27 protein-coding genes are annotated in these 21,518 nt (G+C 57.9%); 14 read left to right on the top strand and 13 right to left on the bottom strand.

Annotation, left to right across the window (positions count from 1 at the left end):
* Positions 1-5: 5 nt before the first annotated feature.
* Positions 6-560: a GNAT family N-acetyltransferase gene (locus CFU_RS07720; RefSeq protein ID WP_014005474.1), complete on the bottom strand. Its 555-nt coding sequence runs from the start codon at positions 558-560 to the stop codon at positions 6-8.
* 8 nt (positions 561-568) lie between these two features.
* Complete coding sequence (locus CFU_RS07715; protein ID WP_014005473.1) at positions 569-1,324, bottom strand: DeoR/GlpR family DNA-binding transcription regulator; 756 nt, start codon at positions 1,322-1,324, stop codon at positions 569-571.
* A gap of 102 nt (positions 1,325-1,426) precedes the next feature.
* Between CFU_RS07715 and CFU_RS07710 the strand changes: the two genes are divergently transcribed.
* Together CFU_RS07710 and CFU_RS07705 are read left to right on the top strand one after the other, a co-directional pair.
* Positions 1,427-2,020, top strand: coding sequence for an NUDIX domain-containing protein (locus CFU_RS07710; RefSeq protein ID WP_041741499.1), 594 nt, complete (start codon positions 1,427-1,429; stop codon positions 2,018-2,020).
* A 63-nt stretch (positions 2,021-2,083) separates the two neighbouring features.
* Complete coding sequence (locus CFU_RS07705) at positions 2,084-3,232, top strand: acyltransferase family protein (protein WP_014005471.1); 1,149 nt, start codon at positions 2,084-2,086, stop codon at positions 3,230-3,232.
* Here the strand turns inward: CFU_RS07705 and CFU_RS07700 are convergent.
* The gene (locus CFU_RS07700; RefSeq protein ID WP_041741498.1) at positions 3,222-3,692 is read right to left on the bottom strand and encodes a GNAT family N-acetyltransferase; all 471 of its coding nucleotides are present in this window, start codon (positions 3,690-3,692) and stop codon (positions 3,222-3,224) included. The two genes, CFU_RS07705 and CFU_RS07700, sit on opposite strands and share 11 nt — an antisense overlap.
* 206 nt (positions 3,693-3,898) lie before the next feature.
* Here CFU_RS07700 and msrA point away from each other — a divergent pair, with 206 nt between their 5' ends.
* The 8 genes from msrA (at position 3,899) to CFU_RS07660 (ending at position 11,361) form a co-directional block, all read left to right on the top strand.
* A complete protein-coding gene (gene msrA, locus CFU_RS07695) occupies positions 3,899-4,654 on the top strand; it encodes a peptide-methionine (S)-S-oxide reductase MsrA (protein WP_425304689.1) in 756 nt (251 codons plus the stop codon).
* A gap of 98 nt (positions 4,655-4,752) precedes the next feature.
* On the top strand, positions 4,753-5,370 hold the full coding sequence (gene pssA / locus CFU_RS07690) for a CDP-diacylglycerol--serine O-phosphatidyltransferase (RefSeq protein ID WP_041741496.1): 618 nt from the start codon (positions 4,753-4,755) through the stop codon (positions 5,368-5,370).
* 140 nt (positions 5,371-5,510) lie between these two features.
* Entirely contained in the window at positions 5,511-5,825 is a 315-nt protein-coding gene (locus CFU_RS07685) for a hypothetical protein (protein ID WP_041741495.1), read from the top strand.
* A 135-nt stretch (positions 5,826-5,960) separates the two neighbouring features.
* Entirely contained in the window at positions 5,961-6,701 is a 741-nt protein-coding gene (otsB, locus tag CFU_RS07680) for a trehalose-phosphatase (RefSeq protein WP_041741492.1), read from the top strand.
* A 16-nt stretch (positions 6,702-6,717) separates the two neighbouring features.
* A complete protein-coding gene (locus tag CFU_RS07675; RefSeq protein WP_014005466.1) occupies positions 6,718-8,577 on the top strand; it encodes a glycoside hydrolase family 15 protein in 1,860 nt (619 codons plus the stop codon).
* 51 nt (positions 8,578-8,628) lie between these two features.
* Positions 8,629-10,005 carry an alpha,alpha-trehalose-phosphate synthase (UDP-forming) gene (gene otsA, locus CFU_RS07670; RefSeq protein WP_014005465.1) on the top strand — a complete coding sequence of 459 codons (1,377 nt, stop codon included), beginning with the start codon at positions 8,629-8,631 and terminating at the stop codon, positions 10,003-10,005.
* Between the two features lie 203 nt (positions 10,006-10,208).
* Positions 10,209-10,412 (top strand): cold-shock protein, encoded by a 204-nt coding sequence (locus CFU_RS07665; protein ID WP_014005464.1) that lies wholly within the window; start codon positions 10,209-10,211, stop codon positions 10,410-10,412.
* A 337-nt stretch (positions 10,413-10,749) separates the two neighbouring features.
* Positions 10,750-11,361, top strand: coding sequence for a LysE family translocator (locus CFU_RS07660; protein WP_041741490.1), 612 nt, complete (start codon positions 10,750-10,752; stop codon positions 11,359-11,361).
* A gap of 448 nt (positions 11,362-11,809) precedes the next feature.
* On the opposite strand, the gene CFU_RS24840 is transcribed toward CFU_RS07660, so the two are convergent.
* Entirely contained in the window at positions 11,810-12,076 is a 267-nt protein-coding gene (locus CFU_RS24840; RefSeq protein ID WP_041741488.1) for a DUF1488 domain-containing protein, read from the bottom strand.
* A gap of 315 nt (positions 12,077-12,391) precedes the next feature.
* A complete protein-coding gene (locus CFU_RS07650; RefSeq protein ID WP_014005460.1) occupies positions 12,392-12,712 on the bottom strand; it encodes a hypothetical protein in 321 nt (106 codons plus the stop codon).
* Positions 12,713-12,758: 46 nt separating this feature from the next.
* Here CFU_RS07650 and CFU_RS07645 point away from each other — a divergent pair, with 46 nt between their 5' ends.
* Positions 12,759-13,382 (top strand): GNAT family N-acetyltransferase, encoded by a 624-nt coding sequence (locus CFU_RS07645; RefSeq protein ID WP_238531414.1) that lies wholly within the window; start codon positions 12,759-12,761, stop codon positions 13,380-13,382.
* 30 nt (positions 13,383-13,412) lie between these two features.
* On the opposite strand, the gene CFU_RS07640 is transcribed toward CFU_RS07645, so the two are convergent.
* Entirely contained in the window at positions 13,413-14,030 is a 618-nt protein-coding gene (locus CFU_RS07640) for a DUF1294 domain-containing protein (RefSeq protein ID WP_014005458.1), read from the bottom strand.
* Positions 14,031-14,312: 282 nt separating this feature from the next.
* On the opposite strand from CFU_RS07640, the gene CFU_RS07635 reads away from it, so the two are divergent.
* Both CFU_RS07635 and CFU_RS07625 read left to right on the top strand, forming a co-directional pair.
* Positions 14,313-14,738 (top strand): hypothetical protein, encoded by a 426-nt coding sequence (locus CFU_RS07635; RefSeq protein WP_050808511.1) that lies wholly within the window; start codon positions 14,313-14,315, stop codon positions 14,736-14,738.
* 244 nt (positions 14,739-14,982) lie between these two features.
* On the top strand, positions 14,983-15,669 hold the full coding sequence (locus CFU_RS07625; RefSeq protein ID WP_014005457.1) for a class I SAM-dependent methyltransferase: 687 nt from the start codon (positions 14,983-14,985) through the stop codon (positions 15,667-15,669).
* Between the two features lie 29 nt (positions 15,670-15,698).
* Here CFU_RS07625 and CFU_RS07620 read toward each other — a convergent pair whose 3' ends face one another.
* Entirely contained in the window at positions 15,699-16,664 is a 966-nt protein-coding gene (locus CFU_RS07620; protein WP_014005456.1) for a quinone oxidoreductase family protein, read from the bottom strand.
* A 123-nt stretch (positions 16,665-16,787) separates the two neighbouring features.
* Here CFU_RS07620 and CFU_RS07615 point away from each other — a divergent pair, with 123 nt between their 5' ends.
* The gene (locus CFU_RS07615) at positions 16,788-17,240 is read left to right on the top strand and encodes a MarR family winged helix-turn-helix transcriptional regulator (protein ID WP_041741482.1); all 453 of its coding nucleotides are present in this window, start codon (positions 16,788-16,790) and stop codon (positions 17,238-17,240) included.
* A gap of 68 nt (positions 17,241-17,308) precedes the next feature.
* On the opposite strand, the gene CFU_RS07610 is transcribed toward CFU_RS07615, so the two are convergent.
* From CFU_RS07610 to CFU_RS07585, 6 genes are all read right to left on the bottom strand, one after another.
* Positions 17,309-17,755, bottom strand: a complete 447-nt coding sequence (locus CFU_RS07610; RefSeq protein WP_041743113.1) for an SRPBCC family protein — start codon at positions 17,753-17,755, stop codon at positions 17,309-17,311.
* Positions 17,756-17,982: 227 nt separating this feature from the next.
* A complete protein-coding gene (gene arr / locus CFU_RS07605; RefSeq protein WP_050808510.1) occupies positions 17,983-18,438 on the bottom strand; it encodes an NAD(+)--rifampin ADP-ribosyltransferase in 456 nt (151 codons plus the stop codon).
* A gap of 40 nt (positions 18,439-18,478) precedes the next feature.
* The gene (locus CFU_RS07600) at positions 18,479-19,294 is read right to left on the bottom strand and encodes an alpha/beta hydrolase family protein (protein ID WP_238531413.1); all 816 of its coding nucleotides are present in this window, start codon (positions 19,292-19,294) and stop codon (positions 18,479-18,481) included.
* Between the two features lie 35 nt (positions 19,295-19,329).
* Positions 19,330-19,812 (bottom strand): DinB family protein, encoded by a 483-nt coding sequence (locus CFU_RS07595; RefSeq protein ID WP_041743110.1) that lies wholly within the window; start codon positions 19,810-19,812, stop codon positions 19,330-19,332.
* Positions 19,813-20,020: 208 nt separating this feature from the next.
* Entirely contained in the window at positions 20,021-20,521 is a 501-nt protein-coding gene (locus CFU_RS07590) for a hypothetical protein (protein ID WP_041741481.1), read from the bottom strand.
* A 125-nt stretch (positions 20,522-20,646) separates the two neighbouring features.
* The gene (locus CFU_RS07585; protein WP_041741478.1) at positions 20,647-21,219 is read right to left on the bottom strand and encodes a TetR/AcrR family transcriptional regulator; all 573 of its coding nucleotides are present in this window, start codon (positions 21,217-21,219) and stop codon (positions 20,647-20,649) included.
* Positions 21,220-21,518 lie beyond the last annotated feature (299 nt).

Below are 21,518 nucleotides of genomic sequence, written 5' to 3'. Positions count from 1 at the left end.
GCTATCTAGGTTTCTGCAACCGCGGAGTGCGGATTGAGGCGGGAGTAAATCCAGAAATCGCGCGGGCGGCCGCGCACCATGCGGAAACTGCGCAACAAACCTTCGCATTGGAAACCGCATTTTTCCAAAACCCTGGCGGAACGCGTATTCGAATCGAGCACGGTAGCCTGGATACGGACGGCGCCAAGACGCGAGAAACCCCACTCCGCCACGACACTGCATGCCGTCGAGGCGATGCCCTTGCCCCAGACAGCCGGCGCAAGATCATAAGCGATCTCCACAGTCTTGTGCAACGGCGACACGCTGTGGAAACCGATCGTACCGACCAGCTCGCCAGAGTCGCGCAGGACAATCGCCAGGCGCATTTCTGAAGCCGGGTCCGGTGATTCCAAAGCATCGAATTTCTGCATCAGTTCATCCACCGAACGCAGATCCCAGCTGGTATGGTCGAGCACGTGCGGCATGGTCAGATAGGTGTACCACGCGGCTGCGTCCGACCGACTCAGCGGACGCAGGACAACAAGCTCATGAATGAAATCTGGAAGATCGGTGTAATGCATAGCTTCGATTATGCCAGGGTGACGGTTATTCCCATTTCCCGATACGGGGCAACCAAGGTTTCCGCCACCCCGGCATTGACCACGATTCCGTTGACCTGGGACAAAGGCGCTATCCGGTAAGGCGACGCGGTATTCAGTTTTTCGGGCGACGCCAGCACGATGGTCCGGTCCGCCGCATTACTCAGCGCACGCTTGACGGCCGCCTCTTCAAAATCTCCGGTGCTGATGCCCGCCTCGGGATGCAGGCTGCACACTCCCATGAAATATAGGTCGGCGCGGATCTGGCCGATGGCTTCGATTGCGCTCGCGCCGACGCTGACGATCGAATGCTTGAACAGGCGGCCGCCGATCATGATCACTTCAATGTGGGCATGCCCGACCAGCTCCAGCGCAATCGACGGACTGTGCGTCACCACCGTCGCCCGCAACGCCGGCGGCAGCTGCCGCGCCAGTTGCACTGCGGTGGTGCCGCCGTCGATGAACACCACCTGTCCCGGCTGGATCATGGCGCCAGCAGCGCGGCCGATGGCGGATTTGGCGTCGCTTGAAATCTGCTGCCGCTCAACGAACGGAGCCATCGCCGCGGATGCCGGCAAGGCGCCGCCATGGACCCGCTGCAGCAGCCCTTCTTTCGCCAGCTGGCGCAAGTCGCGTCGGATGGTGTCCTCCGACAGCCCGAGCTGTTCGCTGAGCGACCTGGCGACGATCTGGCCGTCGCGCTCCAGGATTTCCAGTAAATATTGTTTGCGTTGCAGTGTCAGCATAGGTTCTTGCGCATCGTTTGCACGTTTTTTCTTGATATTTAACGATACTGCATGATAAATTTCCGAAACGCAAGTTCATCGCCGCACCGCCAGGAGACCTACATGCAAGACAGAGTCAAGATCCGCAACGTCGAAGTATTGTCGAACGACTGGTACCTGCTGCAGAAAACCACCTTCGATTACCTCCGCAGCGACGGCAGCTGGCAGACCCTGACACGCGAAACCTACGACCGCGGCAACGGCGCCACCATCCTGCTGTACAACCGCGAACGGCGCAGCGTGATCCTGATCCGCCAGTTCCGCTTCCCCACTTACGGCAACGGCCATGACGGCTTCCTGATCGAAACCGCGGCCGGCCTGCTGGACCAGGCCAGCCCTGAAGAGCGCATCAAGGCAGAAGCCGAGGAAGAGACCGGCTATCGGGTGACGGAAGTGCGCAAGATATTCGAAGCCTTCATGAGCCCGGGTTCGGTCACCGAGAAGCTGTATTTTTTCGTCGCCGAATATGATCCCGGCTCGCGCATCAGCGATGGCGGCGGCCTGCATGCGGAAGGCGAAGATATCCAGGTGCTGGAATTACCGCTGGAGCAAGCGCTGCAGATGATAGTCAGCGGCGAAATCGCCGACGGCAAGACCATCATGCTGCTGCAATACGCGCAATTGCATTTGCTGCCGCCGCCTGCCAGCGCAATTTAAGTCGCAGTTTACGTTTATGATGCTTGCCGGCCCCGCAGTTCCCATCATTCTGGAAAAAACCCAATGGCTCTTGATGACTCGCGCAACTTCAGGATAGATCTGCTCAGAGGGATCGCCATCAGCCTGGTCCTGGTCCTCCACTACCATCTGTCCTACGCGCTCACCAACAGTCCGCTGGCCTTGCTGTTTTCCAAGGAAGCCATCAAGGCGGTTGCGGTCAACGGCAACTACGGGGTCACGATGTTTTTTGCGATCTCGGGCTACCTGATCACCTCGACCGCCATCAAACGCTATGGCAGCCTCGGCGAGGTCAACCTGCCCCGCTTTTATGTGTTCCGCCTGGCGCGGATCATGCCGTGCCTGCTGGTGGCGCTTGCAGCCATCGTCATCCTGGGACTGCACGGCCAGCCCGCTTTCATGAATTCCGCCGAGCACGGCTGGCCGGATGTCGGCTACCCGCTCGCAGTCTTGTCTGTCCTGACCTTCTGGCACAACGTGCTGATGCAGCATGCGTGGTATTTCAACTATGCGATGAATATCTACTGGTCGCTGTCAGTGGAAGAGATGTTCTATCTTGTGTTTCCGCTGCTCTGTTTCGGCTTGAAACGCGATTGGGCCATCGCCTCGGTATGGATCCTGGCGATTGCGGCCGGCCCGGTTTACCGCAGCTTCCACGCCGCTGACGAAATCTATTTCATGTACGCCTACGCGGCTTGTTTCGACGCCGTTGCCTTTGGCTGCTGCGCTGCCTTGTTTGCTGCCAGGAACCGCTTGCAAGGAAAGGCTGGAGCGCTGATCCAGGTTGCCGCGGCCTGTCTGGTTGCCGCCACTTACCTGCGCGGCATTGATGGCCATGAGGTGTTCGGCTTCAGCCTGGTTGCAGCCGGCACCGCCGTCCTGCTGGCGGGATCCGGCGGCCGCGCCACACCCGCCTGGCTACAGCGCAACCGGCTACTGGCCGGGGTGCGCTGGCTCGGCAGGCATAGCTATGAGCTGTACCTGTTCCACATCATCGTACTTGGGCTGATGCGCAGCTTCATACCGCGCGGGACCATGGCTTATGGCTACAAGCTGCCCCTGCTGGTCCTGTTCCTGGCGCTTTCGGCAATCGTCGCCGGCCTGGTCGCCCGCTTCTATTCGGAACCGGTGAACGCCAGGCTCAGGGCAGCCTTCCTGCGCGCGCCGCTGCCATCGGCGGCGGTCAGGCCTTGAGCGTCAATTTCATCATGAGCGCTTCGGCGTCCGCTTCCTCGTCGGTCGGGACAAACCCCAACTCTAGATATAGGGCGTAAGCGGCAAGGTTGTCGCGATAAACACGCAGCGTCACGGCGTCCGCTGCGGTCGCCCGGCTTGCTTCGTCAATCAGCAAGCGGCATAACGCCTTGCCCATGCCTTGGCCGCGCGCCTCGGGAGCAACGATGATACGGCACAAGTGCGCCGTTCCAGGCTGGCGCAAGCGGTACTGGCCGAACCCGAGCAAAGCACCGTGAGCGCCGCACAGCGCGTAACTGGCGCCGTGCTCTACCGCCAGCAATTGCGGCAATGCGCCGGCGTCAAACGGATACGCCAGCTGCGGGCCGGCCCAGCGCACGCAGGCCGCGGCATCGGGGATCCAGGTGGCGACAGCGGCATAATCCGCTGCGACAGGCGGCCTCAACATCAATACAGTCATACGCTCTCTTTCAGAACCCAAGACACAAAATACGTCGCAGCATGTTGCCACGGACGAATTGGCAAAGCAACATCGAGCCGGCGTTCCAGCCAGGGTGTATGCTGGAACTGCGAAATCTGCAGAGACAAATCCATCCCCCCTGTAAGGAAATCCGGGCTCTGCCGACTAACCATCGATGCTGCAAAAAAACGATCATATCGAAGAGGATGGATGTCATGGATAACTTATCAAGCAAAACCAGGCGGCAAGCAGTTGCCAATCCCTGGGCCAAGGGATTGCTGGCGGCATGCGGGCTCGGACTTGCCGTGCTGCTCGGCCAAAATGCGGCGTTCTCGTCGGAGACGGCGAAAGTCGTGCCGCCGCCTGCCAGCGACGAACAGCCGCCAGCCACTGCGCACACGGAGACGGCGGTCTTCGCCGGCGGCTGCTTCTGGGGTGTGCAAGGCGTGTTCCAGCATGTGCGCGGCGTGACTGACGTGGTGTCGGGCTACGCCGGCGGCAGCCGCGATACAGCACGCTACGACCGGGTCAGCGATGGCGATACCGGACATGCGGAAGCCGTGCAGATCACTTACGATCCTGCCCAGGTCACGTATGGCAGGCTGCTGCAGATATTTTTTTCGGTGGCCCACGATCCGACCGAATTGAATCGCCAGGGGCCTGACTCCGGCACCCAGTACCGCTCAGCGGTGTTTCCCGCCAACGACATGCAGCGCAACCTGGCGCAGGCGTATGTCGGACAGATCGACAAAAGCAAAGTGTTCGGCAAAACGCTGGCGACACGGATAGAGGCTTTCAACGGCTTCTATCCTGCCGAGTCCTATCACCAGAATTTCCTGACGCGTAATCCTGGCTACCCCTATATCGTCGTCAACGACCTGCCCAAGATCGATGATCTGAAGCGCTTGTTTCCTGCCTTGTACCGCGCCCAGCCGGCACTTACCAAGGTAGCATCGCGCTAGATCGGAGATTCAGGTTCGGATTGGCGCGCCGTATGTGATAAATTTGGTGCGGGCAATTGATCGCCCCACCTTTTTTTTATCACATCCGGATTGAATCAATGACCAGACCTAAGCCTTTTTCGATGATACGTGAATTCCATCTCGCCGATTGGTTCACGCTCAGCAACGCGTTCTGCGGCGTCGGCTCCCTGTTTTCCGTGATGACCTATCTGCAGACGCGCGAAGTGCTGCACATCCTCCTGGCCTGCAGCCTGATTCCGGCGGCGCTGGTGTTTGACGTGCTGGACGGCCGCATCGCCCGCTGGCGCGCGCAGAGCTCGGCCATGGGGCGTGAGCTCGATTCGCTGGCCGACATCATCTCGTTTGGCGTGGCGCCGGCGATCATTGCCTATGGCTGCGGCATGCAGGGGCTGGTGGACCGCATCATCCTGGTGTTTTTTGTCGCTTGCGGCGTCTCGCGCCTGGCGCGCTACAACGTCACTTCCGAAAAACTTTCCGAAGGCGGCGACAAAGTCAAATATTTCGAAGGCACGCCGATCCCCACTTCCCTGCTGCTGGTCGTGGTGCTGGCGGCCGCTGCCTGGCACGACGCGTTGGGCGAACAGCTGTGGCTGGGCGTGGTGTACGTCGCCGGCTTCCAGTTCCACCCGCTGGTGCTGATGTTCGCCCTGTCCGGCGCCTTGATGGTAAGCCGCATCCGCATTCCAAAACTGTAAGCAAAGGCGCAAATGGCCGGTGCGGCGCGATAAAACCGCCGAAGGGCCCCACTAGCCCGCGCAATAGGTCTACACTCTTGGTGTGGCGTTTCGCAAACCATGAAACCCCACACCAGCCAGTGCAACGCGGGAGTGACATCATGACCGACATTGAACCCAAGAGCAGCTTCCGGGGGCTGCCGTTGACTCCGGAGCAAGATGCAGAAGTGAGGCACTACATCACGGTAAAAAAACGCCATGGCGAACCGTGGGATACGCCGGAGCTGAGCGCCATGCTGAAAGACATGCTGGAGCCGCCAGGCGACGACGAGGAAGAATACGGCGCCGGCCTGGATCCGGCCATTGCTGCCGCCGAGCGCGCGGCAGCGGCGAGCGACGACATAGTCGATCCGATCGAAGCCAGCGAAGAGCGCAATGCCGCGATGGAATCGGCAGCAATGAAAGCGCAACTATAAAAGCAAGCGCGGGCGGCGCATCGACAGCGCCGCCGCCCGTTTCCTGAGCGTTTTTTTCAGCCTGGCCTTGATGACAAATTATTATTTGTCACTTTTGTCATGGAACTATTCCGGCGTTCCGCCACCATACATAACATGCCTCTACAAAATCGTGACTACGACTTTGCCGCTGATGCGTTGTTTCTGGACTTCGACAATACCCTGGTCGATTTCGCCCCGCTGCCGGAAAGCGTGGTGCTGCCGCCAGATCTGATAACAACCTTGCAACGGCTTCAACACGCTGCAAACGGAGCGCTGGCCATTGTCAGCGGCCGTCCGTTAAAGCAGATCGACCATTTTCTTTCCCCCTTGCGTTTGCCCGTGGCCGGCGTGCACGGCGCCGAGCGCCGCAGCGCCGATGGCCGCATGACGCAGCTGGCGGTGCCCGACATCGAACGCTTGCTGGTTTGCCTGCAGCCGCTGACGCTGCAGCATGCCGGCCTGCTGCTGGAAGTCAAACGCGGCGCGCTGGCGCTGCATTACCGGCGCGCTCCGCACCTGGAACAGATATGCGTGCAGGCAATGAGCGAAGCCCTGGCCCACGAGCAAGGATTTTCGCTGTTGCGCGGCAATATGGTGGTCGAAGCCAAGGCGGCCGACGCTGACAAGGGCAAGGCGATTGCAGCTTTCATGGAGGAAGCGCCGTTTGCCGGCCGCCGCCCGCTGTTCATCGGCGACGACATCACCGATGAAGTCGGTTTTGCCTGGGTCCAGTCGGAAACGGCTGGCGGCCTCGGCATCAAGGTAGGCCTTGGCCCCAGCCTGGCGCGCGCGCGTATCGCCAGCCCGGCCGCGGTACGCAGCATGCTGGCGCAGGTTCTGGAGCGCTCACAATAATAATCGAAGGGAAGTCATGACCAAGCCACCTACCGAAGTGTCGGCCACCGAAACGCTGGCCGCTGCCGCTGCGATTGAAGTTAGCGCCATACCATCCACTTCCTCCCTCGACCTCGGCGTCGTCGGCAACTGCGCGCTGAATGCGCTGATCGATAAACTCGGGCGCGTGGTCTGGTGCTGTTTGCCCCGCTTCGACGGTGACCCGGTATTCAACGCCTTGCTCGACCCCAGCGAAAACGGCAGCTTGTGGAGTTTCCAACTGGAGAATTTTTCCCATAGCGAGCAATGGTATGAACCGAACACCGCCGTGCTGCACACCCGCCTGTTCGACACCCTCGGGCAAGGCGTGGAGATTACCGACTTCGCCCCGCGCTTTCCCAGCCGCGGCCGCTTCTTCCGGCCGCTGACCCTGGTGCGCCGCCTGCATCCGCTGAGCGGCGCGCCGCGCCTGCGCATATTGCTGCGTCCGCGTTTCGACTGGGGCCGCGAAATACCGGTGATCACGCGCGGCAGCAACCACCTGCGCTATGTCGGCTCGGAACAGACCCTACGCCTGAATACCGACGCTCCCATCAGCTACCTACTGGCGGAAACCTCGTTCGTGGTGAGCCGGCCCTACAACTTTCTCCTGGGGCCGGACGAAACCCTGGTCAACGGCATCGGCGATACCGCCCGCACCTTCGAACAGGAAACCCTGGCTTACTGGCGCAGCTGGAGCCGTGCCCTGGCGACGCCGCTGGAATGGCAGGCCGCCGTGATCCGCGCCGCCATCACCCTCAAGCTGTCCTTGTGCGAAGACACCGGCGCCATCGTCGCCGCGATGACCACCAGCGTGCCGGAAGCGCCGGGCAGCGCGCGCAACTGGGATTATCGCTATTGCTGGCTGCGCGATGCGTTTTTTGTGGTGCGCGCGCTCAACAGCCTGTCCGAACTGGGCACCATGGAAGACTACCTGCGCTGGCTCGGCAATGTCGTCGTCAGGAGCGCCGGTGGCCATATCCAGCCGCTGTACGGCATCGGCCTGGAAGAAGCGCTGCCGGAAGTCACCCTGGACCACCTGCCCGGCTACCGCAACCACCAGCCGGTGCGCGTCGGCAACCAGGCTTACGAGCATTTCCAGCATGACGTCTATGGCAATATCGTGCTCGGCGCGGCGCAGTCGTTCCACGACGAGCGGCTACTGCACCGCTCCGGCGTCGAACAGTTCCAGCATCTGGAAGCCTGCGGCGAGCGCGCCTTTACCTTGTATGACCAGCCGGACGCCGGCATGTGGGAGCTGCGCACCCGTTCCCGCATCCATACGTCATCGGCGCTGATGAGCTGGGCCGCCTGCGACCGCCTGGCCAAGATCGCCAGCAAACTGGAGCTGGGCGAACGCGCCGCCTACTGGCACGAGCGCGCGACGACCATCGGCCAGCGCATCCTGAGCGAAGCCTGGAATGAGGAGCGCCAGGCGTATGCCGAAAGTTTCGGCGGCCGCGACCTCGACGCCAGCGTGCTGCTGATGGTGGAAGTTGGCCTGGTTGCGCCGACCGACCAGCGTTTCATCGCCACCGTCGACGCTCTCGAAAAATATCTGTGCGACGGCCCTTACATGCGGCGCTATGAAGCACCCGACGATTTCGGCCGGCCGGAAACGGCATTCAATATCTGTACCTTCTGGCGCATCGATGCGCTGGCGCGCATCGGCCGCAAAGAGCAGGCGCGCGAAATTTTCGAGACCATGCTGGCCACCCGCAATCACCTGGGGCTGCTGTCGGAAGATACCCATCCGGTGACCGGCGAAATGTGGGGCAACTTCCCCCAGACCTATTCCATGGTCGGCATCATCAACTGCGCCATGCGCCTTTCCGCCGCCTGGGAGAGCGCCATCTGAATATCCGTCGATTGCTGCATCCATTATCCACAACAAGAAAGGAATCTGCCCATGTCCCGCCTGGTCGTAGTATCCAACCGACTCGCTGATCCGCGCAAACCCGCGGCAGGAGGTCTGGCAGTGGCGCTAGGCGAAACCCTCAAGAAAACCGGCGGCCTGTGGTTCGGCTGGAGCGGCACCGTGGTCAAGGACGGCGCGCCCGGCGAAGGAGAACTGCGGATGCACCAGGCCGGCCCGGTGACGCTGGCCGAACTGGACCTGTGCCAGGAAGACCACGACGCGTATTACCGCGGCTACGCCAACGGCGTGCTGTGGCCGATCTTCCATTACCGGCTGGACCTGGCCAGCCTGGAGTCCGGCTACCTGAGCGGCTATCGCCGCGTCAACCATCTGTTCGCGCGCAAGCTGATGCCGCTGCTGAAGCCGGACGACATGATCTGGATCCACGACTACCACCTGATCCCGCTGGCGGCCGAACTGCGCGCCATGGGCTGCGGCAACAAGATCGGCTTCTTTTTGCACATCCCGCTGCCGCCGCAACAGATCCTGGCGGCGATCCCATCCCACGAATGGCTGATGCGCGCCCTGTTTGCCTATGACCTGGTGGGTTTCCAGAGCGAGGCCGACCTGCTGAATTTCGCCCACTACGTGAAAGCCGAAGCCACCGCGGAAACCGTCGGCGTCGGCCAGTTCCGCGCCTTCAACAGCACGGTGCAAGCCGGCGCGTTTCCGATCGGGATCGACATCGACGACTTCCATCGCCTGGGGCGGGCGCGCGAATCGCAGGAAACCTATGAAACCACCTGCCGCGAATATTCGCGCCGGCGGCTGCTGATCGGGGTCGACCGCCTCGATTATTCGAAAGGACTGCCGCAGCGCATCCGCGCCTTCGGCGAGTTGCTCAAGGAATATCCCGAGAACCGGCACAGCGCGACCTTGCTCCAGATAGCCGCGCCCAGCCGCGAAGATGTCGATGCCTACAGCGACATCCAGCATGAACTGGAAAGCCTGTGCGGCGCCATCAACGGCAACTACGGCGACCTCGACTGGATGCCGATACGCTACATCCATCGCGCCGTGGCGCGGCGCCGGCTGCCCGGCTTGTACCAGGCTTGCGACGTGGCGCTGGTGACGCCGCTGCGCGACGGCATGAACCTGGTCGCAAAGGAATTCATCGCGGCGCAGGACGCCGCCGATCCGGGAGTGCTGGTGCTGTCGCGTTTTGCCGGCGCCGCCGAACAATTGAAGGAAGCGCTGCTGGTCAATCCCTATGACATTCCAGGCACTGCGCAAGCCATCCAGCGCGCGCTGCAAATGCCGCTGGCGGAACGCCAGGCGCGCCATGCCGCGTTGCTGGAGAACGTGCGCAAATACGATGTGCACTGGTGGTGCGGGCAGTTTCTGGAAGCGCTGGCGAACGTTCGCTAAGAGGCGGCAGATATCAAATCGGTAGATATCTGTATTATTTCGGCAACTCTCTTGGCAAAAACAGAAATTTAGGAGGATACTTATCGATGCCGGGACGCACCCTGTTTTCGGCCCGACCCGCGGCGCTATGTTAATTAACGTACAGAAGCATTTTCTTGACGCTACTAACCTTGGCCCGTAGCTAACACATTTGAAAGATCATTATGGCAACAGGTACTGTTAAGTGGTTCAACGACTCCAAAGGTTTCGGTTTCATTACGCCGGACGATGGTGGCGAAGACTTGTTCGCGCATTTCTCCGCGATCAACATGGAAGGTTTCAAGACGCTCAAAGAGGGCCAGAAAGTAACATTCGATGTTACCCAAGGCCCGAAAGGCAAGCAGGCGTCCAACATTCAAAATCCCTGAAACTCGATTACGAGTGCTAGACCTCGAAAGCTGTCCTGCAGCTTTCGACTAAAATGCCTGGCGTCGCAAGACTTGCCTGCACAACGCTGGACGGTGTCCGCTGGTTTCGCCAGCATGGGACCGGCCAGTAAAGTCCAGGCATGGCATGCGGCAAACATGACTGGAAGCCTCGACTCGCTGCCATTGTCAGGTTTTGTGCCAATGCATTTATCTCTCGCATAGCCCCTCCTCCTTTCCCTACGGCTGTACCCCGGGATTCAAACCGGTTTTCAATGATAGACTTTGCAATCGCGACCAGCGATCCAACCCGCAAACTCAACCCATTGAGGAGCATCCCATGACGCTCGGATTCCTGCTGACGACCTTGATCATCGTCGCATCGCCCGGCACCGGGGTGATCTATACCTTGTCCGCCGGCCTGTCGCGCGGAGCAAAAGCCAGCGTCCTGGCGGCCTTCAGCTGCACGCTGGGCATCCTGCCGCACCTCGGCGCCGCCATGTTCGGACTGGCCGCGATCCTGCACGCCAGCGCGCTCGCCTTCAACGCCATCAAATATGCGGGCATCGCCTACCTGCTGTTCATGGCATGGAACTCCCTGCGGGAAAAAGGCGCATTGCGGGTGGACCGCGTCGAAGACAAACGCTCGGACCTGCGCGTGATCGTCGACGGCGTCCTCATCAATATCCTCAATCCCAAACTGTCGATTTTCTTCGTTGCATTCTTGCCGCAATTCGTCAGCCCTCAGGACGCGCATCCGCTGCTGCGCATGCTGGAGCTGTCCGGCACTTTCATGCTGGCTACCTTCGTCATTTTTTCAGTTTATGGCGTGTTTGCCGCAGTCATGCGCGACCGCGTGGTGTCGCGGCCGCATGTCATGGCCTGGATGCGGGGCGGTTTTGCGGCGGCGTTCGGCGCCCTGGCGGTCAAGCTGGCGCTAACCGAAAGATGAGGTGTTTTTCGCGGAAGGCTGGCGCAAACAGGCAAGCTGTCGCGCCAGGCAGTTTATTTTCTGGATTTGACGTATTGCAGTTCGCAGGTCTGCGTGGTCTGGTCCTTGAGGAAAAGTTCGTTACCGCTGGTGCATGACTCCATCCATGTGCGCTTGTCGTAGGTAAGACCCAGGAATATGGCGATTGCGATGATGACGCAGCCTATGATTATGGCGATCGGTAATTTCATATGGCTCGGATAGGGATATTGGTCGGCAGACCAGACATGTTAATCGATTGCCGCCACTGCTTGCGAGTGAATATTCTATCCGTGCGCTTCCCGGTTTCTTGAATAGTTCGCGCTCGATATACGCCCCGCCGGCCTATCGGCAACCACCTTGCCTTGCTTAACTAGGTCATCCAAGGCGTAGCCGACCGTCATCACCACATCCGCCAGTGAAGGATTGTCTAATCGTTAAAATCGTCAGCCAACAACGTAACGCCGTTGCGGCGTCCTGTCGCCCTGAGCTTGTGGGCTAGCGCTATCTGGATCTCGACCTTGTGGCCGCGGTATGTCGCCAGCCGGTCTTCAGGCTGCGGCCCGGCATAGAATTTATTATCCAGGCATTCCTTGGTGACATTGCATTTTGTCAGCTTGTTATCGATTACGACTGGAATGATGACGCTGTTGGAATTGGGATCGTGAACTATTGCACCGAGAAAGGAAATTCGCATTTTCTTCTCTCCTGAAAATAGGTGGTAAAACCAGCATTCCCATCTCAGTATTGAATAATCACTGCCGCGCCTGCCCTGAAGCCACACGGACGCCTGCGATGGAGCTGATGGAATAAGACATCGCGCCCGTTTCGCAAGTTCAAAATTTTCATGCATTTAGCCGCATTTAAACGCATGAAAACGGTGTATTAAATATTTACCAATGAAACATCCAGCCCGCGCAAGCAGCAAACAGCGCGGCATGGTGTTGGCCGACTTGGCAATACCCGTAACCGCTGCCAAGCCGGCCCATTTCCATCCGCAACGGTGGCGCGCCTATTTGCGATCAGGCACGGTCAGCTCTCGCAGCACACCGCCATCGAGCACGCTGCCGGTAGTCGTGCCTTCGCCCGCTATGCGGCGCTGGCAGGCGTCCCGGTCATCGGCCGGCAAGGCGTTGCATCGTAACAAGGCATTCTTCTGATCCGCCGCCTGGTCGTCGCTGAGACGGCCTCTTTTCGACTCTTGCAAAGCCGCGCCGGCTTCACGCAGACAAGTCGTGCGCGCCTGGTTCGATTGCCCGTTCAGGCAGGCTGCCCGTTCCGCCTGGTAGCGCGCATTCGCATCTTGCGAATTGCCGGCCGCCGTTGCTGCCAATGAGGCGCCAGAGATAAAAAGCGCCAGGGCAAGTTGCCGTATTGCCTTGCAATCAATCAATGTGGACTGGGAAAAATTTCGCTTGGCTGGCATGATAGTCTCCGATCTAAAATTTGAATCTATCGGAAAGCTCCATGGTCGTATGTGCGATACCGAGCATTGCCAACATGTTATTTTTTGCCAACCATATCTCGACATGAATCCCCGCCCTTATTTCCATCTGCGCAAGATCCTGGACCAGACTTCGTATGATGCTCGTTGGCCAGCAGGCATCAGGCTCGAAATGTTTGATCCAGACAAGCACGCCATCGGCGCCCATGGACTTCTTGCATCCGCCTTCGCCCAAGGCGGTGGAAACATCCCTCCCTTCGAACCGTGGTGGACAGCTCTCCGGGGCAATCCGGAATTCGATCCAGCATTATTCTTTATGGCGGTAGATGACGAGGAGCAAATAGCCGGCATCGCGCAATGCTGGACCAGCGCCTACATCAAGGATCTGGCGGTCAACCCGAAATGGCGCCGGCGCGGTTTGGGAGAAGCCCTACTCTTGCATGCGTTTGAATGTTTTAGGCAACGCGGCGCGTCTCATGTCGAACTCAAAGTGGAAATCGACAATCCCTCGGGAGCGCTCCGGCTGTACCAGCGCATGGGAATGGAACCGCTTGTCTGACGGGTAGTTCCAGCGGTCCGGGCAAAACGCTCATGCCCCCAGGACAATGGCGGACCGCAGAAAACCGGCGCCTGACCTGGTCAAAATCCAGCCGAGCGCACAGCAATTCAGGATGACGGTGATCCAGAATACTGCCTGGAATTCTACTTTCTTCGATTTGTGGCGCATGGTTTTCTGGGCCAGTAAAGCGCCCGGCCAGCCGCCGGCAAGTCCCAGCAAGTGCAGCGTGCTCTCCTTGGTTCGCCACCGTTTGTTCTGTGCTGCATCCTTGTCGAAGGCATACGCAAAAAAGGCAATGACGCTTGCCGCAAGATAGAGGGCGGGCACGGCCAGCGGAATCCACGTCATCAATGCGGCCACCAGCAAGAAACAGAAGAACAAAGCGGTAAAGGCAAGGCCAAACCATCCGGCTCCAGAGGGAGCCGCCGATGCTGTCCTCTCACCAGCAAACCTGATCTGGTCAGCGCGGAAACGTCCCTTCTCGTCCATGATCAACTCATAGGTGATGAGATCGCCATCGGCCGGCCGGCGCGAGCGGCCGGCGAAAGCCTTGATGTGCACAAAAGCTCTTTCCTTGCGGCCGTTCGGGACGACAAAACCAAAACCCTGGTCGTCCTTCCAATTGGCGATTTTTCCCTGGTAACGCATGGCGGTTCATTTCACTTGGAGCATCAAGATCGACTGATTCAAAAGGGGCATTGCTCTGGCATTGCCGACCGGCGATCATTGCAGGAAACAGTATTTTTTGCAAATCAGGGATATCGTTAATTTCTCCAAAAAACGCCCCTTGCTGCGGCAGTACATTCGAACAGCGGCAGTTGGTGATCTTGATGAGGTCAACCCTGGAGACTCGCGTAAACTATTTTGGCAAAAATGCGCTATCGGTTATGCTGCAAATTAGTTTTTGACAATCAATTGTTTGGAGTACAAATGAAAAACATATTGCTTGCATTCGCTGTACTAATTTCGGCCGGCGGCTGCGCCACATCCCCGCCTCCTATCAACAATGCCCGGTCGGTACCGATGGAACGCGTATTTCGCGCTGATGCGCTGCCGCTGGCGAACAGCGCCCGTGCAGTGTTTGTGAGAGATGCCGGACTTTCTGGCGGCGCATATCAACATCTGTACATAGACGGCAAAAAAGCAGCCTCGCTGAATCCCGGCGAAAAAGTAGAGTTCATGCTCACGCCCGGCAAACATATTTTCGGCGCCGCACCAACCGATTCGTCCGACACGCGCTCGCTGGCTGTTACAGAGCAGGACCTCAAGACCGACAAAAGCTACTTCTACCGCATCCAGATGGATGGCGACTCCTCGCGGGCCACGCTCCAGAGGTTCATGCCGGATTACCAATAGGATGACGGACGGCGGATAACACGCTGCCAATCCAAGAGTTATTCCTCACAGGACGCCAGCTGCTAGTGTTCGGATCCATGGCGCCATAGCCTTGACATGTCGGATTTTATGTAACAACATATGTTGCGAGAGTAAAAACGGTTGCTGATTTTCCGCTTTCGCAAAATAACTCTCGCCACCGTCCGCGCCGAGGCTCAACTGCATTGCAAGGGGCACCGCAAAGTCATTAACCCAGAGAATATCCATGCCCAATAATAGCGCCCCTGCTTTTTCCGGAAGCACCGTGGATTCTTATAACGAAGGGCCGCCACGGCAGGTTCCGGGCTACTTGAGCCTTCATCGCATGGTGCCACTTTTACTCGCCGAGCAAATGCCTGCCGACGGACGCGTGCTGGTCCTGGGAGCTGGCGGCGGGCAAGAAATCAAGGCACTGGCGGATGCGCATCCAGGATGGTCATTCGATGGCGTGGACCCGTCGGCCGACATGCTCCGACTGGCCAGACGGGTGATTAGTCCGCATGACGCGAGGGTGCGCCTGCATGAAGGCTACATTGGCAGCGCACCGGAGGTGCTTTTTGACGCCGCCACATGCATATTGACTTTCCATTTCATCTCACGCGAACAACGTCTCGAAACCCTGAAAGAGCTTCGGCGCCGCCTGAAGGATGGCGCACCGTTCATCCTGGTCCACCTGAGCTTCCCGCAGACGGAGCCTGAGCGCTCGAAATGGATAGCTCGCCATGTCGCCTATGGCCTCCCCGAGGGAGCAGACCCGGCCCATGGGCAGGCCAGCCGCGAAGCAATCGGCGCCAGGCTGACAATTCTGTCGCCTGAGGAAGAGGTGACGATGCTTGAAGGCGCCGGATTTTCGGATGCCAGCCTTTTTTATGCCGGCTTGAGCATCAAAGGCTGGGTGGCATATGCTGCGTAGCTAAACAGACCGCAAACGGGCAACCTGCCTTACGGCCGCAAGCCGGTCGTAAATACAGTCCGGGTCGAGCTTTCATCGCCTAGCCAGTGATCTGCCACCTGGGACAAGGGAACCGGCCTGGTTGCGATCTTGAGGCCGCCCGGAATCGTGGCCTTGAGCAGCTGTTCAATCGCATCGAAGATGCGCGGCATCGGAATGCTGCCTAAACCGCTGCCCATGAGTTCGATCGACGATGACCGGAGCGCCGCACCTGGAAGAGTGATGGTTGGCCCGCTCACCGCTCCAATCTGGACAAAACGGACCGGGACCGCCTCCGGCGCCGCTTTGGCGCCAGCCACCAGCAACAGCTCGGCGCTCTGCCCCCAAAGGTAGTCGAGAATGACGTCGATACCATCTCGGAACTGTTCTTGGAATTCGCTTTCCAGCGCCTCGTTGTCCTGCGCAAGGCTGATCGTAACGTCGGCGCCGAGAGCTCGCAAAGATTGCAGGGCTTCCGCATTCCGTCCGGTAGCGATGACTTTGCCGGCGCCCAGATACTTCGCGATTTGCACTGCGAGACGACCCGATACGCCTGTCGCACCATTGATCAGCACGGTTTCCCCCTTGATCAGCTTGGCACGTTCAAGCAAGGCTGCCCATGACGACATCCCCGGAATCGCGATTGCCGCCGCTGTCACATCATCCAGCGCCGCCGGCAAAGGAATACAATGCGTCGCCTTGACGACACAGTACTCAGCCATGCCGCCAGAGGGTGCTTCAGGCAGCACGAAATAGACGCGCGTCCCGTCTTCGCGAATGCCGGTGCCGTCGACACCCGGCACAAGAGGAAACTTCCCGGTGGAGCTATAGTGCTTGCCCGATGCCCGGGTTTTCGTGAGATGGCTCAGCGCGGACGCTACCACCGCGATGCGCACCGTGCCTTCAGTGACGGCCGGCTCGGCGAAGTCGGCGTAAACCGGCGTTGTGCCGGGTTCTTGGACGAGTGCTGCTTTCATATCGATTCTCCTTGGTCAGGTATCTGGGCATCGGCGTATCTGAGCATCGGTGTATCCGGGATTCGGCAACCGAATATACGTGTATTATACACATAATAAAAATCTGGTCAGGAGTTGAGTTTCATGAAAAAAGAAATCCGCGAGTTGCGCGAAGCAATGCTGGACCTCGCGGGCGTGCTGAATCGCCCGCAACCCGATAGTGCTCTTATTGAAGCCGCAGGTGTCGATCTGGACCGTGCGCTTTTTCCGCTGCTTGTCCGGATCGACCGGCTGGGGCCTCTTGGTATCGTTGAACTGGCGGAACTAGCAGGACGGGACCACAGTACGGTCAGTCGACAGATAGCAAAGCTGGAGGGCCTGGGGCTGGTGGCGCGTTGTCCAAGTCCAGAGGACGGACGGGTGCGCGCGGCGATCATCACGGATCAGGGTCGGGCCATGACAGCTGCGCTGGATGCTGCGCGCCAGAAAATCATTCAGGCCTTGCTTGCGGATTGGGAAACCGAAGACGTGCGCAACTTGTCTCGCCTGCTTCGCAAGTTTGCGGATGGCGCCATGGAGTGGGTCAAGACTCTATAGAAACGCCAGCGGCGCCGATGCTGAAGAAAAACGGTATCCACCGCGCCCAAGCATCGGCTCGCCATTTATTACTCAGGAATCTCGGCCTCAACCAATTGCGCCAGAAGAGTGAGCGATTCCTGCCACCCGAGATAACAAGCCTCAGGCGGAATGACTGCCGGTATGCCTTCCTGCACAATGTTTACTTCGGTGCCGCAGAAGACCTTCTGCAGAGAAATCGTCGTTTGCATTTCCCCGGACAAATTAGGGTCGTCGAATTTGTCCGAATGCCGAATTCGTTCGTTGGGTATCAGCTCGAGATACTCTCCGCCAAAGGAATGGCTATTTTTCGTCGAGAAATTTGTAAACGACATTTTATAAGTGCCGCCGACTTTGGCGTCGAGATGATGGACCTTGCCAGTGAAACCATTTGGCGGAAGCCATTTGGCCATCGCGTCGGCATCAAGAAACGCACGGTAGATTCTCTCCGGGGGCGCCCGGAGCACGCGGTGAAACCGAACTGTGTTCGTAGCCATAATTTCGTTCCCTTTCTTGTGATGATCAACTTCGACAGGAGGCGAGTCCTCATAGGAGGGCCTGCCCCTCGACACCCCAACAATTCCGCCATTTATCCCTGAATTTGTCCCAAGTTCAATTAGAAAATTTAACACGTTATTCACCAAATGCGAATAACTGATTACGACCCAAAGCAATCTCTCGCAGTACCGAAAAGAGTTCGCCGAGGTAGCTCAGAAGTAATCCGCTAGTCTTCGATCGGGGCTAAGCCTTGACGCATTTTTTCTTTGAGACCATCGAGCATCTGCTGAAGCACTTCCGGCGGGTGTCCCGTCCAATCCTTCACCTCATCAACGATTCGCACGGGGTGGCGCGTACGGTAGGATTGTGTCGGGTTACCGGGAAATCGCTTGTTTGTCAGGTTTGGGTCATCCTCAAAGGTGCCTGTGGGTTCGACGATGTAGATGTACCCACGGTCCTCCGCTCCGGCAAGCGAGGTGGACAATTCCGCACCCCACACAGCCGGCTCCAAGAGAGCAGTGAAATAGACGTTGTTTGAGACCCGTCCCTCCTCGAAGTTGGATGCGAAACCTGGCACCAGCAGGTCGCCTATTTCGAGACGATATTTAGTGCCATGGTAAAAAGGCCCTTTCACGCTGCTACAGCTCTCATGCGTGACTGGGCTCCAATCCAGATTGCTCATATGCGCAACTCCTAAAAATTTCATCTTTGGCACAACGCCACTAACCAACCACGAACTTGCAAATCTCGCTCGAATACTCTCGGAGAAACGCATGCTTGTTGGGTAGCGGCTCCGTTGTGTGTGGCGGGGGAATGTCCATAAACGAGAAGTGGCCGGCTCCTTCTGTGATGCGGACATCAACAGTGTTCCAATCGCGCATGGCGCGTGCCAGCCATTCGGTTTGGGCCGGAGGGGTGATGCTATCCGCCGACCCTACCCACGCCAAAACTGGAATTCGCACCGCATCAAGTGCTGCCGGAGCCTGGAAGAATCCGGTTGGCGGCGCCAGGAGGGCTAGACGAGCCAAACGGCTGTCCGCTGCGATGCTGACGCGCCGACCGAGCCTTAACCACATTTGAGCTCCCGCCATGGCGACGAGGGTGGCTGCACCAATCGAATGCCCTACTCCTATCGCTTTTGCGGAGGGCCCAACGAATGCGTCGAGTGCCAAAGAAAGGCGTCTTGCCCGGAGAGTCAATTCTTCCTCTCTTGGAGTAGTCGAAGCAAGCCGCTCGAAATGCGGTGCAACGACCATGCAACCGGACTCAGCCAAGGAGTCCAGGAGCGTAGAGTGACGTTCTGGCTGACCACCCGCCCCCACAGCGAAAAGAACCACCGGAGAACCTGTTGCGGCTTCGTGCACCGAGACCTGGAATGAATCAACCCCGTCTTGCAGCGTCTGCATCAACATTAGAACTTGCTCCTCGCGGCAGGTGATTTCGATAGGGACTTGTGCGATGCATTGCCGCAGGACCTGAGCGTAGCGCTTTCTCATGAACATCGCTAATGCCCGTGCGTGAACTGGGTATTTTGCCATACTGAAGCCAATAGGATGGCCTTATCACTGTTGCGTCAACGCGATTCGGCCTTATGCAAATAGACCGTGAAAGGATGCACGGAAGCCTGGGGCAAGAGCAGCCCTATGGCTCCACGATGATAGTCACCATGAGTGGCAACGTGAACAAGCATTTCCTCGCGCGACATGCATCCTGACACGCCGTCCGTAAACGTAAACCGGGGCCTTTCCGGAAACCGTTCCGCTGCCAGTTTCCCGATATATTCCACATACCAGCGGTCTGATTTCACCACCGCAGAGCGTAGTTCCTCGATTGTCGGGGTCTCCGGCGTGTTAATTCCTGTGTAGCCGTGCACTTCCCCTGACAGATGGGCCGCGAAGATGCGATCAACGATGTATATGTGGTTCAAGAGGCGAATCACAGAGTGTCGCTCCGATTGGCGAGTCACTGCATCGACCTTTGCGAGTTCAGCGAAGAGTCCCTCGTTGGCCCAAGCTTTATACTTGAAGACCGAAAGCAGCAGGGTTTGTGTGCTCATGTACAACCTTTCTGGAATTGCGTCCGCTAAGGGCAAGTACCGGTTGCTGCAGGCTCAGGTGCGAGTGCATCTGCGCCGGTTTGATCTGATCGACTGCGGCGGACCTCGTTGACCACGCAGTACGCCATGATCAACTGGCACCTGCTAGCTAGGCTAGTAAACGACCCAATGCAGATTTCGCATCAGGATATTTTTAGATGTTCCTGCGTCATCTTTGCGGCTTAAGCTCAATTGTCCCTCCTTTTTTGCGCAGGAACATTATTTGAGCAGTCACTCCAACGATAAGAATGACGAACAGACCGCCCTGAAACCCAAGAAGAAGTGGCGACTTTAGGTCAGTTACGAATGGATGGCCGTCCGGAACGCGGCGTAGCGTCTCGCTTACAGTGGGAACCATCAATAAGAACGCAGTAAGGCTGAGGCTGATGGTTTCGATGTAAATGGCCGCTCGCCCAACGAAAGCAATGCGGGCTATTCCGTAACCGGTCACCAAAAGCAGAATCGTAGCAATGGCAATGCCATAGCTCACTGGCTGATGTGCAACAAGGAATACCGTAGTCGCGCCTATCAGCATCGAAATAAAGTACGCAATGCCCGGAGCACTGCGAGGCGCAATCCTGCCATACCGTACAAACATATAGATGACTAAAGGTATGGCAGGCAGGCTGCCGATTGTATGTAACCAGCCTAGAGGCGTTATCCCAAACATAATAAATTCCTTTCGTATATTGACAAAATGACGCTGCTAATTAAGAGATCGAAATCATCCAGAAACCTCCCTACTAGTTGGCAGGTAACTGGGCGAAATTAACCCCTATCGATGAAATTTCAGATTTACAGAAGACGCTCCAGCAGTGGATGGGTTATTGCGCCGAATATCTTCGCGTCGTCGTAAGCGCGTGCCGAAAGCATTGCGCCATGAACCGTGGCCATAAAACTTTCGGCCTCGACTTTGGCGGACGTTGTTAGTCGAATGTTGCCTTGTGCAACACCGCGCTCCAGGACAGAGGTCAACCAGGCCGACAGAGTCCGAAAATGGGCTCGTACTTCGAACGCAACTTCTTCGGGAAGAACTGGCAATTGAGTTGCGAGCAATGCACATACGCAGAACGGAGCAGTAGCGTCAGCGATGCAGGATTCCCAATAATGAATGTACGCACGAAGCTGCTCGGCTGGTTCAGGGACGTTACGCTCCAATTCAGCCAGGCCCAGCTGAACTTCCCCTCGATAATCAACTATAAGTTCTCGAACCAAATTGGATTTGGTTGGGAAGTGATGATGAATAGTCGCATTGCGTACCCCAACCACTTTGGCAATGTCGGCGTAGCTGAAGCCGTTATAGCCACCGGAAATTATCAGCGAACGGGCGCAATTTATGATTTGGTCGGATGTGTTGTTGGATTTCATTCTGAGTACTCTACATACTAGTAGGTAGCTTGTCAAGATGACTGACGGACCATTATTTTTTTCCATAACTAAACAGATGAAAATGATTACCAATGGCCGAGCAGACTGACTACACTCGATCCATAGCCTTGGAATTTAGAAGGGTCACTGTAACTCCGTTGAAATCAAATTTAGGCTCCGCTAAGTCAAAGAAATTAGGCTGATCCCTCATAAAGGTAAACGCTCAACGCTCGATTTAGGCATCGGTGATGATAGGCAACTCGCTATCGGCGAATCGAGTGAAAAGACCTACGGCATAT

The sequence above is a fragment of the Collimonas fungivorans Ter331 genome (genome assembly GCF_000221045.1).
In the GTDB taxonomy this organism is placed as follows: domain Bacteria; phylum Pseudomonadota; class Gammaproteobacteria; order Burkholderiales; family Burkholderiaceae_D; genus Collimonas; species Collimonas fungivorans_A.
This window is presented reverse-complemented; position numbering and strand designations above follow the sequence as displayed.

Excerpts from the sequence above, each read along its gene's own strand:
- arr (WP_050808510.1), bottom strand. The coding sequence starts at position 18,438 with ATGAGCAATCTGGATTGGAGCCCAGTCACGCATGAGAGCTGTAGCAGC.
- pssA (WP_041741496.1), top strand. The coding sequence starts at position 4,753 with ATGACCAGACCTAAGCCTTTTTCGATGATACGTGAATTCCATCTCGCC.
- CFU_RS07675 (WP_014005466.1), top strand. The coding sequence starts at position 6,718 with ATGACCAAGCCACCTACCGAAGTGTCGGCCACCGAAACGCTGGCCGCT.
- CFU_RS07590 (WP_041741481.1), bottom strand. The coding sequence starts at position 20,521 with ATGTTTGGGATAACGCCTCTAGGCTGGTTACATACAATCGGCAGCCTG.
- CFU_RS07620 (WP_014005456.1), bottom strand. The coding sequence starts at position 16,664 with ATGAAAGCAGCACTCGTCCAAGAACCCGGCACAACGCCGGTTTACGCC.
- CFU_RS07635 (WP_050808511.1), top strand. The coding sequence starts at position 14,313 with ATGAAAAACATATTGCTTGCATTCGCTGTACTAATTTCGGCCGGCGGC.
- CFU_RS07710 (WP_041741499.1), top strand. The coding sequence starts at position 1,427 with ATGCAAGACAGAGTCAAGATCCGCAACGTCGAAGTATTGTCGAACGAC.
- msrA (WP_425304689.1), top strand. The coding sequence starts at position 3,899 with ATGGATGTCATGGATAACTTATCAAGCAAAACCAGGCGGCAAGCAGTT.
- CFU_RS07705 (WP_014005471.1), top strand. The coding sequence starts at position 2,084 with ATGGCTCTTGATGACTCGCGCAACTTCAGGATAGATCTGCTCAGAGGG.
- CFU_RS07600 (WP_238531413.1), bottom strand. The coding sequence starts at position 19,294 with ATGGCAAAATACCCAGTTCACGCACGGGCATTAGCGATGTTCATGAGA.
- CFU_RS07610 (WP_041743113.1), bottom strand. The coding sequence starts at position 17,755 with ATGGCTACGAACACAGTTCGGTTTCACCGCGTGCTCCGGGCGCCCCCG.
- otsB (WP_041741492.1), top strand. The coding sequence starts at position 5,961 with ATGCCTCTACAAAATCGTGACTACGACTTTGCCGCTGATGCGTTGTTT.
- CFU_RS07625 (WP_014005457.1), top strand. The coding sequence starts at position 14,983 with ATGCCCAATAATAGCGCCCCTGCTTTTTCCGGAAGCACCGTGGATTCT.
- otsA (WP_014005465.1), top strand. The coding sequence starts at position 8,629 with ATGTCCCGCCTGGTCGTAGTATCCAACCGACTCGCTGATCCGCGCAAA.
- CFU_RS07595 (WP_041743110.1), bottom strand. The coding sequence starts at position 19,812 with ATGAGCACACAAACCCTGCTGCTTTCGGTCTTCAAGTATAAAGCTTGG.
- CFU_RS07700 (WP_041741498.1), bottom strand. The coding sequence starts at position 3,692 with ATGACTGTATTGATGTTGAGGCCGCCTGTCGCAGCGGATTATGCCGCT.
- CFU_RS07665 (WP_014005464.1), top strand. The coding sequence starts at position 10,209 with ATGGCAACAGGTACTGTTAAGTGGTTCAACGACTCCAAAGGTTTCGGT.
- CFU_RS07640 (WP_014005458.1), bottom strand. The coding sequence starts at position 14,030 with ATGCGTTACCAGGGAAAAATCGCCAATTGGAAGGACGACCAGGGTTTT.
- CFU_RS07660 (WP_041741490.1), top strand. The coding sequence starts at position 10,750 with ATGACGCTCGGATTCCTGCTGACGACCTTGATCATCGTCGCATCGCCC.
- CFU_RS24840 (WP_041741488.1), bottom strand. The coding sequence starts at position 12,076 with ATGCGAATTTCCTTTCTCGGTGCAATAGTTCACGATCCCAATTCCAAC.
- CFU_RS07685 (WP_041741495.1), top strand. The coding sequence starts at position 5,511 with ATGACCGACATTGAACCCAAGAGCAGCTTCCGGGGGCTGCCGTTGACT.
- CFU_RS07720 (WP_014005474.1), bottom strand. The coding sequence starts at position 560 with ATGCATTACACCGATCTTCCAGATTTCATTCATGAGCTTGTTGTCCTG.
- CFU_RS07615 (WP_041741482.1), top strand. The coding sequence starts at position 16,788 with ATGAAAAAAGAAATCCGCGAGTTGCGCGAAGCAATGCTGGACCTCGCG.
- CFU_RS07585 (WP_041741478.1), bottom strand. The coding sequence starts at position 21,219 with ATGAAATCCAACAACACATCCGACCAAATCATAAATTGCGCCCGTTCG.
- CFU_RS07715 (WP_014005473.1), bottom strand. The coding sequence starts at position 1,324 with ATGCTGACACTGCAACGCAAACAATATTTACTGGAAATCCTGGAGCGC.